Source organism: uncultured Thiodictyon sp. (assembly GCA_903837595.1).
In the GTDB taxonomy this organism is placed as follows: Bacteria; Pseudomonadota; Gammaproteobacteria; order Chromatiales; family Chromatiaceae; genus Thiodictyon.
The window spans coordinates 25,703-40,306 of sequence record CAILVI010000067.1; the positions used below are offsets into that span (position 1 = coordinate 25,703).

Below are 14,604 nucleotides of genomic sequence, written 5' to 3' on the forward strand. Positions count from 1 at the left end.
GAGGGTGAAATCGGGCAGGTCCGCGGGGAGCCGGAGGCGGGGGTCGGGAAGCGCCTGGTCGTCGTCGCCTTAACGGGTGCCGGTGATGCTCCAGACGAGACGGCCAATGCCCTCCGTGTCAATCCCGGCGCGGAGATCAACCCAGATGCGATTCTTGAGGCATCGGAAGTTCAGCCGTTCATGGTTCGACAAGCTCACCACGAACGGCTTAACTTAACGGCATTGAGCGCCCACGGGGGCTCTTCATCGCACCCAGGTGCCGGACTGGCCTGCGCTCCCCTATACTGATCACGCCCCGGCCCACCCTTCATCAGGAGACATCCATGCACGGCATCCGCCTTCGCCCGCGTGTCGACCGCCAGTTCTTGCCCTTGCTGCTGTTGGCAGTGTTGCTTCCCCTCTGGGCCCCGGCGGCCCCAACTCCGGCGCCCGCCCCAAGCCCGGCGCCCACCCCGGTCGCGGCCCCGGCCTCCGCCCCGGCTGCCGCCCGGCAGATACTGATGATGGAAGACTCGGACCTTTTCGGCCGTGACATTCAGGTCTTGAAGGAGGTCGACCTGGATGCCTGCAAGTCGACCTGTCTCACGAACACGGCCTGCCGTGCCTTCACCTATAACGCCAAGGCGCGCTGGTGCTTCCTCAAGGACCAGTTTCGGGATCTCCGGACCTTCCCCGGGGCGATCTCCGGGCGGGTGGTGGAGGGGGCGGGCGCGACGGCTACGCAGCGGCGCGCGGCGGAGCTGGGCTTCCTTCCGGCCGATGCGCTCGACGGGGCCAAGAAGCTGGCCGCCGGGCTCTCGGCCCTGGCGACCCCGGAGGGTTCGGCGGCCCTGAAGGGTCAGGGTGTCGCCGAGGTCGCGACGGCCGCGCGTGCCGCCCGCGGGGTCGGCAATGGCGAGCAGGCGGTGGCGCTCTTTGCGGCGGCGGTGCGCCTGGCCCCGGACGATGCGGGCCTGTGGATCGGCTTTTCCGACGCCTTGGCCGCGGCGCAGCCCGAGGGCTGGGACCTGCGCAATCAGCGCAAGGCCCAGGCAACCGCGGCGGCGATCAATGCCTATCTGCTCGCCGGGACAGAGACGGCGCGCGTCCAGGCACTCGTGCCCCTGGGGCGGACGCTGAAGGCTCGGGAACAGTGGCGCCCGGCCATGGGTGCCTTGGGCGCCGCGCTGGCCCTGAAGCCCGATCCGGCGGTGCGCGCCGATCTGGATAAGCTCAAGGCCGACCACGGCTTTCGCATCACCGAGCACCGGGTGGAGGCGGAGAGCCCAACCCCGCGCATCTGCATCCAATTCTCCGAACCCCTGGCGCGGCTCAAGCCCAACCTGGCGGACTTCGTGAAGGCGACCGATGCGGCCCCGGGTGCGACCGCGACCGGGCTGGCGGTCGAGGTGGAGGAGCGTCAGGTCTGTGTCGATGGCGTGAGCCACGGCGGGCGCTATAGCGTCCAGGTCCGCAAAGGGCTGCCGGCCGCCACCGGCGAGACCCTGGAGAAGACCGTCGACCTGGATATCAAAGTGGGTAACCGCACCCCAGCCGCGCACTTCCTGGGGCGCGCCTATGTCCTGCCCAAGGGCGGCGAGGCGACCATCCCGGTGGTTTCCGTCAACGCCGACCGGCTGAGCGCCAAGGTCTATCGGATCGGCGATCGCTCCATTGCCCAGGCCCTCGGCGACGGTCCCTTCCTCAAGTCGCTGAGCAGTTACGAGGCGGAGCAGATCGCCAACCAGACCGGCGAGCAGATCTGGAAGGGCACGGTGGAGGTCGAGGCCCAGTTGAACCGCGACGTGACCACCGCGGTGCCGGTCGGCACCCTGGTCCGGGATCTCAGGCCCGGCGTCTATGCCCTGACCGCCAAACCCACCCGGCTCCTCACCCCGGGCCAGACGCAAGACTGTGAAGGCGACTGCGGCGAGTCCGGCGCAACCCAGTGGTTCGTGGTCTCCGACCTGGGACTCACCGCACTGAGCGGCAACGACGGCCTGCACACCCTGGTCCGCTCGCTCACCAGCGCCGAACCGGTGGCCGGGGTGAAACTGCGGCTCATCGCCCGCAACAACGACATCCTCGGCACCGCGGAGACCGACGCGGCCGGCTATGCCCGTTTCGAGCCCGGCCTGCTGCGCGGGACCGGCGGCAACGCCCCCTTGCTGGTGACCGGTGAGGCGAAGGACGGCGACTACGGCTTCCTGGATCTGAGCCGTACCCCCTTCGACCTGACCGACCGCGGCGTCGACGGCCGCCCAGCGCCCAAGCCGCTCGACCTCTTTATGGTGGCCGAGCGCGGCGTCTATCGCCCCGGCGAGACGGTGCACCTGACCGCCCTCGTGCGCGACCCCCAGGCGCGCGCTGCCCCCGCGGTACCTCTGACCCTGGTGATCCGCCGCCCGGACGGGGTGGAGCGCGAGCGCCTGCTGGTCAAGGACCAGGGGCTGGGTGGCCACCAGGTGGACGTGCCCCTGACCGGTGGCGCCCAGCGCGGCACCTGGCGGGTGCTGGCCTATGCCGATCCCAAGGGTGAGCCGATCGGCCAGACCACCTTCCTGGTGGAAGACTTCGAGCCCGAGCGGCTGGACTTTGCCCTGACGGCGCCCGGTAAAGGGTTGGACCCCAACGCCCCTGTGGCCCTGCCGATCAAGGCGCGCTTCCTCTACGGTGCCCCCGCGGCCGGGTTGCAGGTGGAGGGTGAGGTGGAGGTCAAGGTGGCCGACGGGCTCGCCGCCTGGCCTGGCTATCGGTTCGGACTGGTCGATGACAAGCCGGATGCGACCCAGCGCCCACTGGACCCGGTGACCACGGACGCGCAGGGCGGGGCCGAGGTGCCGATTCTTCTGCCCGAGTTGACCCCCACCAGTCGCCCGCTGGTGGCGGATCTGGCGGTGCGGGTGCTGGACGCGGGTGGTCGCCCGGTGGAGCGCAACCTGACCCTGCCGGTCCTGGACGGGCAGGCGCGCCTGGGCGTGCGGCAGCTGTTTGAGGGTGAGGCCCCGGAGGGTGGGACCGCCGGGTTCGAGGTCATCGCGCTCGGCAAGGACGGTGCGCGCCGCGCGGCGACCAAGGTCGCCTGGACGCTGGATCGGATCGAGACCGATTTCCAGTGGTTCCGCCAGGACAGCGGCAGCTATGACTACGAGTCGGTCGAGCGTACCAAGCGGGTGGCGAGCGGCACCCTGGATCTGAACGCGGAGACCCCGGGGAGGATCGAGACCCCGGTCAAGTGGGGCGCCTATCGCCTGCGCCTGGTCGCCGATGGGTTGCTGCCGGCCAGCACCGGTTTTGAGGCTGGCTGGTATGTCTCGCCCAAGGCGGCGGACACCCCGGACCAACTGAAGGTCTCGCTCGACAAGGCGACCTATCGAGTCGGCAACCGGGCGCGGGTCCACATCGAGCCACGGGCGGGGCAGGGCGGTACGGCCGCCGAGTCCGGCCTGGCCCTCGTGATGGTGGTGGATGACCGGCTCATCACCATGCAGGCGGTCGAGGTGCCGGCCACCGGGACCACCCTGGACCTGCCGGTGACGGCCGACTGGGGGCCCGGTGCCTATGTGACCGCGGTGCTCTATCGGCCCATGGATCTCAGCGCCCGGCGGATGCCTGGCCGCTCCATTGGCCTGGCCTGGGCCGGGGTGGATCCGCAGGATCGGCGTCTTGATGTGAGCCTGGCGGTCGAGCCCGGTATCCGCCCGCGCGGCACCATGCCGGTGAAGGTGGCCGTGACCAACCTCAAGCCCGGTACCGAGGCCTATGTCACTGTGGCCGCGGTCGATCAGGGCATCCTCAATGTCACTGCCTACAAGGCACCTGAGCCTGACACCTGGTATTTCGGCCAGCGCCGCCTGGGGCTGGAGTTCCGTGACCTCTATGGCCAACTGATCGACCGGATGCAGGGCGCCCCCGGGGTGGTGCGCTCGGGCGGCGATGGGGGCCTCGCCAAGCTGCTGGCCCCGCCCCCGACCGAGGAACTGATGGCCTGGTTCTCCGGCGTGGTGCGACTCGACGACCAGGGTCAGGCCGTGCTCCAGGTGCCGATCCCGGACTTCAACGGGACCGTCAAGCTCATGGCCATGGCTTGGACCGCCGCGGGCGTCGGCCACGGCGTGGCGGATGCCCTGGTGCGCGACCCGGTGGTGGTCAGCGCCAGCCTGCCGCGGTTCCTCGCCCCCGGCGACCGCAGCCGCCTCTTGCTCGGGCTCACGCAGGTGGAAGGTGAGGGCGGTGCGGTTCAGATCGCCGTTACCACGGAGCACGGCCTGGTCACGGTCGACCCGGCTGCCGCCAACCGGCGCCTGACTCTCGCCCCCAGCGTCCGGACTGACGTGCAAGTCCCCTTGGAGGCCCAGCATGTGGGCGATGAGGCCCTGCTGGTGCAGGTCACCACCCCGGCCGGTCAGGTCCTCACCAAGCACCTGACGCTCGGCGTGCGCAGCAATGCCCCCGCCACCTTCACCAGCACCCGGCACGAACTGCTCCCGAGTTCGCCGCCGCTCACCCTGACCCCGGAACTGCTCAGTGATCGGGTGCCGGGTACCGGGACCGTGCTCGCCTCCGTCAGTCGCGCCGGGCGGCTGGATATCGCCGGTATCCTGCGCCGCCTCGACCGCTACCCCCACGGCTGCACCGAGCAGTTGGTGAGCCGTGCGCTGCCGCTGCTGTACCTGGACCAGGTCGCGCTGGCCGCGGGGCTCAGCGGCGACCCGGCGGTGCCGCCGCGCATCCGCGAGGCCATCACCCGGGTGCTCGCCAATGCCTCGGCCGACGGGCGCTTCGGCCTCTGGGCACCGGGCGGGGAGGACCTGTGGCTCGACGCCTTTGCCACCGACTTCCTCACCCGCGCCAAAGAGCGTGGCTTTGAGGTGCCCCAGGGCGCATTGGATGCCGCACTGGATAATCTGAAGAATGTCGGTGCCTATACCAACCCGGGCCCGGCGGACACCTATGCGCTCTATGTGTTGGCGCGCAACGGCCGGGCCTCCATCGGCGACTTGCGCTATCTGGCCGACGAGCGGCTCGATGACCTGGGCGGCCCCATGGCCAAGGCCCAGATCGGCGCCGCGCTGGCGCTCTATGGCGACCGCACCCGGGCAGACGCGGCACTCGGCTCAGCGGCGGCGGACCTGGACAGGTCAGGTCCCCTGGGTGGCGCCGGGGAGTGGCGCGCCGACTATGGCTCGTCACTGCGCGATGCCGCCGCGGTGCTCGCCCTGGCGGCGGAGTCGGGCAGTGACTCGCTGGACCTGCGGGCGCTCGCCGGTCGGGTGCAGGACGGGTTCGCCCGGTCGCGCTACCGCAGCACCCAGGAGGACACGTGGCTGCTGCTCGCCGCCCAGGCGCTCAACAAGGGCAAGGGGGGCCTGCGCCTGGAGGTCGACGGCAAGACGATCGACGGCGCCTGGTTCGGGCGCTTCGACGAGGCCCGTCTGGCTTCCGCCCCGGTCACGATCACCAACCTGGGCAACAAGCCGGTGGACGGCATGGTCGGGACGCTCGGTGTGCCGCGGGTCGCCCCGCCCGCCGGGGGCAACGGCTATGTCATTGAGCGCGCCTACTACGGCTTGGACGGCCGGCGGATGGATCTGACGGCCGTGCCCCAGGGTAGCCGCGTGCTGGCCGTGGTCACGGTGCGGGCGGACACCCAGGGGGCGGCGCGTCTCATCGTCGACGACCCATTGCCGGCGGGGCTGGAGATCGACAACCCCAACCTGATGCGCTCGGCCGACGTCGCCAAGGTCCCGGGACTGGACCTGCTGGCGGCCCCGGCCCACCAGGAGTTCCGCTCCGACCGCTTTGTGGCCGCCGTCGACCGCACCGCGGAGGACCCGGTCGCGTTCCAGCTCGGCTATCTGCTGCGCGCCGTCACCCCCGGCACCTACGCCCAGCCGCCCGCCGCGGTGGAGGACATGTATGACCCCAGCCGTCGCGCCTGGACCGACGCGGCGACCGCGACGGTGCTGGAGGCCGGTCGCTAGCGCAGGGGAGGGGGCCGTCATTGCGGCCGGGATGCCGCAATCCAGGCCAGGGATGGCGGGCGTACGCGTGGCACTATTCCCGTAGGATGGGTTGAGCGCAGCGAAACCCATCATCAGCGCTGAGATCATGCCTTGATTGCTGGGTTTCGCTGCGCTCTACCCAGCCTACAGCGGGTGCGGGGATTGGTTAAGCTGCAGCCATTAAGGAACTCACCTCATGCACAAGTATCCGGTCTTACTGTTCGCGCTGTTATGTTCTGCCGATTCGGCCCTGGCAGGGGACGCGGGGACGGTGGTCGAGAATTCACTGGGGATGAAGTTCGTCCGCATCCCCGCCGGTGAGTTTCCGATGGGACGCGAGGAAAGCCCCGACTCCTGGGCCAAGGACTTCCCGCAATATGATTATCAGCGTTTTCTCGGCCTTGGGGATGAATCGCCCCGGCATCCGGTGCGCCTGACCCGCCCCTTCCTGCTCGGTCAGACCGAGGTGACGGTCGGTCAGTTTCGCCAATTCCTCGCGGCCTCGGGCTATCAGCCGGAAGCGGAGCGCGACGGCACTGGCGGTTATGGCTACAACCCCGCCTATGACCCGGCCACGACGGCGCGCGGCGATGCCTTCGAGGGCCGTAACCCGCGTTACTCCTGGCAAAACGTCGGTTTTCCTCAGACCGATGCTGAGCCCGTGCTGAACGTCACCTGGAACGATGCGGTGGCGATGGCCGACTGGCTGAGCAAGACAGAAGGGCAAAAATACCGCCTGCCAACCGAGGCGGAGTGGGAATATGCGTGTCTGGCCGGTGCGACGACGCGCTATTCCAATGGCGATGACCCTCAGCAAGTGATCGCGATTGCCAATATTTTTGATGCCGATTCGGCGGTCAATTGGCCGCGCTGGCAGGGCTATGCCATCACGGGGCACGATCAGTATGCCTTCACGGCCCCGGTCGGCAGTTTCGCGCCAAATGCGTTTGGACTTTACGATATGCTGGGTAACGCCTGGGAGTGGGTGTCGGACTGGTATGGCCAGGACTATTATAAGCAGTCGTCGGTGAATGATCCGCAAGGCCCGGACACCGGCCGCGCCCGTGTGCGTCGCGGCGGCTCATGGCATTCCTGGCCATTCTATGCGCGCTGTTCCTTCCGTAATTGGAACACCCCGGAGTCGCGCTACACGCTGCTCGGCATGCGCCTGCTGCGCGAGGTCGAAGCGGATAGCCCGAAGTGACCCAGATATTGTCTCCCCACCGGCCGGACGGGGCATGCGCCCCGTCCGTAACCGTTTGAGAACGTGCCAATAGCCACCGAACGTCAACCCGCGCTCCGAACATCAACCCGCGCTCGTGACACCGCTCCAGCGGTGTCACGCATGGGTCAGGCGCTCTGCGCCGGGAGTGCCGGTGGCCCAAGTCTTGATCAATGCCTCTGTCACTCAACCGCAGCTATCCTGAAATCATCGGAGCCCGAAATGACACGCCGCTATTACCTGCTGCTCTGCTGTCTCGCCTTTATCCTGCCCACCGTTGTCCTGGCGGCCGCCCCACCCCGGTGGGCTATTGGCTCGTCCAGGAAGGCACCTCCGTCGTCCAGATCGATGAAGCCGGCGGGAAGCTGGGCGGGCGGATCGTCTGGCTGAAGGAGCCCAACTACCCGTCGGGCAGCGATCAGGGGCCGGCCGGCCAGCCGAAGGTGGATGCGCATAACCCGGACGCCGCCAAACGTGACCGCAAATTGCTGGGCCTGCCCATCGTCTGGGGCCTCTCGCCGCCCGACGCCAAAGGGGTGTGCGACGGCGGGCAGGTCTATGACCCGCGCAACGGCAAGACCTACTCAGGCACCATCACCATGGCGGGCCAGGACCGCTTGGAGTTGCGCGGTTACATCCTGGTGAGCCTGATCGGGCGTAGCAGCACTTGGACGCGGGTGGACCCCGGCAAGTACGGGCTCAAGCCCTGAGCGAGCCGGCGGCGGTCCGCGGCTGGCGGGACGCTCCATCGACTGGACATTTTTCCGGACAATCCTTCCCGCGGCTGTTCCAGTAATTCATCGTAATCAGTAATATGCGATCATCTTTCACCGGACATTTTTCCGGACAAGGAGACCAGATCGTCGATGCCCGAGTTTGCCGACCACCGACTGACCGTCGAGACCGCCCGTTTCGGCCCCTTCGTCTTCCAGTTGGGCGTCGATGCTGCCGTGGTCGAGACCGCCTTTCTGCGCGTCAGCGATGCACAGCAGCGTTTCCAGGGCTCGCCCCTGTCCCAGGTTGCCAGCCAGTTGGAGCGGGAGGTCGTGGCCATCAGCGTCTTCGGCACCAACAGCATTGAGGGCGGCACCCTCTCCGAGGAGGAGACCCAACAGGCCCTCGACCTGGACCCGTCCATGGTTCAGGACATCGAGCAGCGGCGCGTACTCAACTGCTGCGCTGGCACCAGGAATTGGTCGATCTCAAGGTCCCCGTCCTGATCCGCGCGCCGCTCGTCCACTATTATTACGAGCAGATCCACCCCTTCTGGGACGGCAATGGCCGCGTCGGCCGCGTCATCGAGGCGAGCCTACTGCTGGGCGAGGGCTTCAGGTATGCCCCCTTCGCCCAGGCGCGCTATTACCTCGACAGATCGACCGCTATTTCACCCTGTTCAGCACCTGCCGCAAGGCGGAGGACAAGGGCGTGCCCCATCCCAATACCGACTTCGTGCTCTTCTTCCTGGACGGCCTGCTGATCAGCCTCAACACCCTGCATGATCGGGTCAATCGCCTGGTGGAAGTTCTGCTGTTTGAGAACGAGTTGAAGTGCCGGTATCACGATAAGCAGATCAACGCCCGTCAATACGCCATTGCTACCCAGGTGGTCGCCGCCCGCGGTCCACTGCCATTGGCGGAGCTGCGCCGTGCGCCCTGGTACCTTGGGCTCTATACGCAACTCACGGATAAGACCAAGCAGCGTGACTTGCAAGGGCTGCGGGAGCAGAGGTTGGTGGTGTTGGATAAGGCCAATCAGCTGTGGGCGGGCGTCGCGGCCGGTTGCTGTTCGCTGTAGGAGCGGCCCCCAGGCCGCGACGGGTTGCCGCAAAATGCGGTGGCCGGAATTGTCATCCAGGCCGGATCGCGGGGCATCTTGCGCAGCGTGTAAGTTACACTCCTGCCCGATCGCGACTCCGGGTTTTCCGCAAGGTTGCGGTCGGACTGAAGTTCGGCACACAGGGCCATAGGTTGGGGTGAGGGACGAACCCCAACATCCCCGATTTGGCGCCATCGCGTTGGGGTTCCTTCGTCACCCCAACCTACCGGCTGCGGCCGGTGGTCAGCAGTCGAAGTCCCCAAGCACTCGACGGGCCGAACGACTCAATGCATCACGCACGCTGGTTGTCTTCATCATGGAGCGTTGGCATGGCCCCTAGGCCGAGGTTTCATCTTCCTCCGCCGATTCCAACTCTACTCCTTTTAAATAATACGCTTTTACAGCCGCCTCGTTCACTGCTTTCGTATGCTTTGAAAGCCACTGCTTCCTCAGTAGAAAGAATGCCAGCTTTCCTTCTTCGTCCGTGTCGTCGACAAATGCGAAGCCTCGCTCATATAGCTCCTGGCGGATTCTCTCTATAACATTAGGACAAAGACGCTCTCTTCCGGATATATCTCGAAGTTGGCTGTAGATTATTTTAATTGGCCACTTTATATGCCAATAAATTTTAATGAGGTTTTCAGCAATTTTGTGCTCGGGAAGATTTGTGTTCGCAAGCAGTTCCTCAAGGGCCTTTATCTTGTCGGCTTTGGCGCGCCCGCTAGAATACCACCTTTGTACACTCCCTGTGGCAACTCCACAGAGTTCGGCCATTTCTTCAAAGGTATACCCGAATTCCTCGCGAACCTTTTCGACAATCTGTCTTGCTTTGGCGTTTACATTAGACATATTTGGCCCCAAACGTATCTGTAGTGACGTGTGGCCTAAAGTGTATGTGTTGTTTTCTGTATTATAAAATGTTTTCTCGCGTTGCGGAAAGTCAAAAAAAGCAGGCTAGTCGCATCTCATGGTTCGACTCTGACGCACACCTGTTATCTCAGAACACTACCGCATGTCGCAAATGGTGCGTCCCGCTTTGGAGAGGCGGGCGGCTGCACCTCTTATATGCGCCTCCCTGACGGCCCTGCACCAATCTGGTGTCTCCGATCCTCCACCGCCCCGGTTTTGTCGCAGACGCGACAGGCCGGGCGCGCGATCATCACTAATCAGAACAGTTGTTTAAGGACTGGCACAATGTCTGCATAGATATCCCCAAACGCCGATTCTGGGGTGTCCATGAACAAGAAAGACATCGCGGCCCTGCTCGACGAGCCGGCCTGCGCACACAATACCAAGGCCAAGTCCGGCTGCTCCAAGCCCAAGCCGGGGGCCACCGCGGGCGGCTGCGCCTTCGATGGGGCGCAGATCGCGCTGCTGCCCATCGCGGACGTGGCGCACATCGTCCACGGCTCGATCGGCTGTGCCGGGAGCTCCTGGGACAATCGCGGCACCCGCTCGTCCGGACCGACGCTCTACAAGATGGGCATGACGACGGACCTGACCGAGCAGGACGTGATCATGGGGCGGGGCGAGAAGCGCCTCTTCCACTCCATCAAGCAGGCCATTGATTCCTATCACCCGGCGGCGGTCTTCGTCTACAACACCTGCATTCCGGCGATGATCGGCGACGACATCGAGGCGGTCTGCCGCCAGGCGCAGCAGCGCTGGGGTACGCCGGTGGTGCCGGTGGATGCGGCGGGTTTCTACGGGACCAAGAATCTGGGTAACCGCATCGCCGGTGAGGCGATGGTGAAGTATGTCTGCGGGACTCGCGAGCCGGACCCCCTGCCGGCCGGGATCGAACACGACGGGTTCAAGGTCCACGACGTGACCCTGGTGGGCGAGTACAACATCGCCGGCGAGCTGTGGCACGTGCTGCCGCTGTTCGACGAGCTGGGCCTGCGTGTACTGGGCAGCCTGTCGGGCGACGCGCGCTTCCGCGAGGTGCAGACCATGCACCGCTCGGAGGTCAACATGATGGTTTGCTCCAAGGCCATGATCAATGTCGCCCGGCTGCTCCAGGAGCGCTACGGCACGCCCTGGTTTGAGGGGAGTTTCTATGGGGTCGCGGATGTCTCGCAGGCGTTGCGCGACTTCGCGCGGGTCCTCAATGACCCGGATCTGACCGCCCGCACCGAGGCCGTCATCGCCCGGGAGGAGGCGGCCATCCACGCCAAGCTCGAGCCCTGGCGGGCGCGCCTCAAGGGCCGCAAGGTCCTGCTCTACACCGGCGGGGTCAAGTCCTGGTCGATCGTCTCTGCCCTCCAGGATCTCGGCATGATCGTGGTCGCCACCGGCACCCGCAAGTCCACGGAGGACGACAAGGCGCGCATCCGCGAGCTGATGGGTCAGGACGCGGTGATGATCGACGACGGCAACCCGCGCGGGCTGATCAAGATCGTGCGTGAGCAGGGGGTCGATTGCCTGATCGCCGGGGGTCGCAATATGTACACGGCGCTCAAGGCGCGCATCCCCTTCCTGGACATCAACCAGGAGCGTGACTTCGGCTACGAGGGCTATACAGGGATGTTGGAACTGGCCAAGCAGCTCGCGCTCACCATCGAGAGCCCGGTATGGGAGGCGGTACGCCGGCCGGCACCCTGGACACTGGCCGCCAACGCACGGACCGCCGTCGACACCGATCCCGCCGCCGACGCGCCCCGCGACGCCGACCTGGAGGTGGCCCATGCCTGAGCTCATCGCACCGGAAATCATCAAGCGCCGCAAGGCACTCTCGGTCAGCCCGCTGAAGGCCAGCTCCACCATCGGGGCGGCCCTGGCCTTCTTGGGCATCCGCCGCTCCATCCCGATGCTGCACGGCTCCCAGGGCTGTACCGCCTTCGGTAAGGTCTTCTTTGTCCGCCACTTCCGGGAACCGATCCCGCTCCAGTCCACCGCGATGGAGCAGGTCAGCGCCATCATGGGGGCCAATGAGAATGTGGTCGAGGGCCTGCGTGTACTGTGCGAGAAGAACCAGCCGGACCTGATCGGCGTGCCCACCACGGGCCTTTCCGAGGCGCAGGGGGCGGACATCCACATGGCCGTGCGTGAGTTCCGCGCCAAGCACCCGGAATACGACCGGATTCCGATCGTGCCGGTCGCCACGCCCGACTTCACCGGTTGCCTGGAGTCCGGCTTTGCCCAGGCCACCAGCGCGATGATCGACGTGTTGGTGCCGGCGGCAGAGGTGGCCGGTACCCAGCCCGGCCGGCGCCGTCGCCAGGTCACGGTGCTGGTGGGCGCGGCGCTCACGCCCGGCGACCTGGAGCATCTGAAGGAGCTGATCGAGCTGTTCGGTCTGCGCCCGGTGGTGCTGCCGGACCTGTCCGACTCGCTGGACGGCCACCTGCCGCCGGAGGAGTTCAACCCACTGACCATCGGCGGCACCCTGGTCAGCGAGCTGCCGACCCTGGGCGACTCGGTCGCGACGCTCGTGATCGGCGGTTCGATGGACCACACGGCGGACCTGCTCAACGCGCGCACCGGGGTCCCCGACTATCGCTTTGCGCACCTGATGGGGCTCGACGCGGTGGACGCGCTGGTCCAGACCCTGGCCGCGATCTCCGGCAACCCGGTCCCGGAGCGGATCGAGCGGCAACGCGCCCAACTCCAGGACGCCATGCTCGACAGCCATTTCATGCTCGGGCTCTCACGCTTTGCCATCGCCGCGGATGCCGACCTGCTGGTGGCCTTCAGCCAGCTGCTCGCCGGTGTCGGGGCCGAGACGGTGGCCGCCGCCACGCCTGCCAACGCGCCAGCCTTGGCCCAGGTGCGTTGCGACCGGGTGCGGATCGGCGACCTGGAGGACCTGGAGGCGGACGCCCGCGACCGCGTGGCCGAGGTGCTGATTGGCAGTTCACACGCCGTCCACACGGCTGCGCGCCTGGGCATCCCCCTGCTGCGTGCCGGTTTCCCTCAATACGATCGCGTGGGCGGTTACCAGCGCACCTGGATCGGTTATCAGGGCAGCCGCGCGACGCTTTTCGACCTGGCCAATATGCTGCTGCAATTGGAGCGCGGAGAGATTCATCCCTATCGCTCACGGCTCATGCCGCGCGCGGATGAAACGGCCGGCGTGCGTCATGTATCAGGCTTGTAGGGTGGATAAGCGCAGCGCATCCACCATTGCCCGGCGCGGTGGATGCGGCGCTCGCGGCATCGTGCCTAAAGCAGGCGGACTAGCGCGCGCCTTATCCACCCTACAGTCATAAGCATGAGGGATAGGCGATGACGGTCGAACGACGACTCACGGTAGTGAAGATGAGAGGCGATGCCATGGGTACCGACCCGGCGGTGAAGGTGGCCTTTGCCACCGGTGATATGCGGCATGTCGACCAGCACTTCGGTGCCGCGCAGTCCTTTGCCCTTTATGCAATCGATGCGCAGTGCTCCAGCCTAGTGGAGGTGACCCAGTTCGGCCGCCTGGACATGGACGGTAACGAGGACAAGCTGGCCGCCAAGATCGCCGCCCTTGAGGGCTGCATCGCCGTCTATTGTCAGGCGGCCGGGGCCTCGGCCGTCAATCAGTTACGCGCCAAGGGCGTGCAGCCGATCAAGGTTGTCGAGGGTGCCCTGGTCGCCGACCTGATCGCGGCGCTACAAGAGGAACTGCGCGCCGGCCCCAGCGCCTGGCTCGCCCGCGCGCTGGAGGCCCGGCAGCCACGCAACGGGCAGCGTTTCGACACCATGGAATCGGAAGGCTGGAACGAATAATCCCGATCTGCTGCGCGGATCGGGACTCTTCACCTAATAGCGTTTAGGGCACCGCGGTGCGGACCAGCGGCCTCAATCAGCAATCAGCAATTAACAGGTAGAGCAATGAGCACGGCAGTTGCAGAGATCAGCGAGACGGACCCGGTTCTCACCACCGATTTCGGCGTGGAGATGGTGCGCCAGATGCGCGCGATCGACAGCTATGGCACCTACGACACCTGGTCGACGGCACAAATCCTGGAGCCCTTCGTGCTGACCAAGGAGAAGAAGCGAGAGATCCCGATCATCGGCGACCCGGACGAGATCATCATCGCCCGGCTCAAGGTCTTCTACAACGCCATCGCCTCATTGATCGAGAAGGAGTGTGGCCTGATGGCCGTGCCCGTGCTCAACCTGACCCATGAGGGCTTCGGGCGTGCACTGATCACCGTCGGGAAGTTGGTCGTCATGGATCGGACCCTGCGCGATGTCCACCGTTTCGGTTTTCCGTCGCTCTCCAAGATGAAGGACGAGGCCGACAAGATCCTCTCTGTCGCCCTGAATTTGGTGGGTGATTACCCGAAGGTCGCGGGACTCTAGGGGGCTGCTGCCAATGACTGACGCGACGATTGCCGATCTGGAGCAGGCCGTGAAAAAGGCCAAGCGGATCGCCGCTGAGCGCGCCGGCGAACTGCACGACCTGGTCGAGGAGCGCCTGCCGGCGGCCTTTGCGGAGATCCCCGGCAGCGCCCAGGCGACCTACGACGCCTGCCAGGCCTGGGCGCTGGCGCAGCAGCGCTTGCAGGCGGCCCTGAGCGCTGGGGGCTAACGGCCATGGCGCCCGCACCACCCCGCAAGATGAAAGTGGCGGGCGCCTTGGCCGTTCCCCCA

At 66.3% G+C, this 14,604-nt stretch carries 12 protein-coding genes; 11 read left to right on the top strand and 1 reads right to left on the bottom strand.

The genetic code is table 11. From position 1 onward, the window contains the following. The first annotated feature begins 323 nt into the window (after window positions 1–323). The 6 genes from QZY44_RS03695 to QZY44_RS03715 all read left to right on the top strand — a co-directional run bounded on the left by QZY44_RS03695 (window position 324) and on the right by QZY44_RS03715 (window position 9,000). Window positions 324–5,963, top strand: coding sequence for an alpha-2-macroglobulin family protein (locus tag QZY44_RS03695; RefSeq protein ID WP_295442408.1), 5,640 nt, complete (start codon window positions 324–326; stop codon window positions 5,961–5,963). Between the two features lie 217 nt (window positions 5,964–6,180). Beyond that, on the top strand, window positions 6,181–7,188 hold the full coding sequence (locus QZY44_RS03700) for a formylglycine-generating enzyme family protein (RefSeq protein ID WP_295442411.1): 1,008 nt from the start codon (window positions 6,181–6,183) through the stop codon (window positions 7,186–7,188). 320 nt (window positions 7,189–7,508) lie between these two features. Next, a complete protein-coding gene (locus QZY44_RS03705; RefSeq protein WP_295442414.1) occupies window positions 7,509–7,916 on the top strand; it encodes a DUF2147 domain-containing protein in 408 nt (135 codons plus the stop codon). 156 nt (window positions 7,917–8,072) lie between these two features. Further along, the gene (locus QZY44_RS03710; RefSeq protein ID WP_295442417.1) at window positions 8,073–8,426 is read left to right on the top strand and encodes a hypothetical protein; all 354 of its coding nucleotides are present in this window, start codon (window positions 8,073–8,075) and stop codon (window positions 8,424–8,426) included. Next, window positions 8,399–8,683, top strand: a complete 285-nt coding sequence (locus QZY44_RS35605; RefSeq protein WP_365303207.1) for a Fic family protein — start codon at window positions 8,399–8,401, stop codon at window positions 8,681–8,683. Before QZY44_RS03710 ends, QZY44_RS35605 begins: the two co-directional genes overlap by 28 nt. Beyond that, window positions 8,632–9,000, top strand: a complete 369-nt coding sequence (locus QZY44_RS03715) for a hypothetical protein (RefSeq protein ID WP_295442420.1) — start codon at window positions 8,632–8,634, stop codon at window positions 8,998–9,000. The genes QZY44_RS35605 and QZY44_RS03715 overlap by 52 nt, the downstream gene beginning before the upstream one ends. 357 nt (window positions 9,001–9,357) lie before the next feature. On the opposite strand, the gene QZY44_RS03720 is transcribed toward QZY44_RS03715, so the two are convergent. Then, entirely contained in the window at window positions 9,358–9,870 is a 513-nt protein-coding gene (locus QZY44_RS03720) for a hypothetical protein (protein WP_295442421.1), read from the bottom strand. A 387-nt stretch (window positions 9,871–10,257) separates the two neighbouring features. On the opposite strand from QZY44_RS03720, the gene nifE reads away from it, so the two are divergent. The 5 genes from nifE (at window position 10,258) to QZY44_RS03745 (ending at window position 14,542) form a co-directional block, all read left to right on the top strand. Further along, window positions 10,258–11,715: a nitrogenase iron-molybdenum cofactor biosynthesis protein NifE gene (gene nifE / locus QZY44_RS03725; RefSeq protein ID WP_295442424.1), complete on the top strand. Its 1,458-nt coding sequence runs from the start codon at window positions 10,258–10,260 to the stop codon at window positions 11,713–11,715. Beyond that, entirely contained in the window at window positions 11,708–13,120 is a 1,413-nt protein-coding gene (gene nifN / locus QZY44_RS03730; RefSeq protein WP_295442427.1) for a nitrogenase iron-molybdenum cofactor biosynthesis protein NifN, read from the top strand. The genes nifE and nifN overlap by 8 nt, the downstream gene beginning before the upstream one ends. Before the next feature lie 128 nt (window positions 13,121–13,248). Then, a complete protein-coding gene (locus QZY44_RS03735; RefSeq protein WP_295442430.1) occupies window positions 13,249–13,734 on the top strand; it encodes a NifB/NifX family molybdenum-iron cluster-binding protein in 486 nt (161 codons plus the stop codon). Window positions 13,735–13,839: 105 nt separating this feature from the next. Then, complete coding sequence (locus QZY44_RS03740; RefSeq protein ID WP_295442433.1) at window positions 13,840–14,313, top strand: NifX-associated nitrogen fixation protein; 474 nt, start codon at window positions 13,840–13,842, stop codon at window positions 14,311–14,313. A gap of 13 nt (window positions 14,314–14,326) precedes the next feature. Continuing rightward, window positions 14,327–14,542: a CCE_0567 family metalloprotein gene (locus QZY44_RS03745; protein ID WP_295442436.1), complete on the top strand. Its 216-nt coding sequence runs from the start codon at window positions 14,327–14,329 to the stop codon at window positions 14,540–14,542. The last annotated feature ends 62 nt before the right edge of the window (window positions 14,543–14,604 follow it).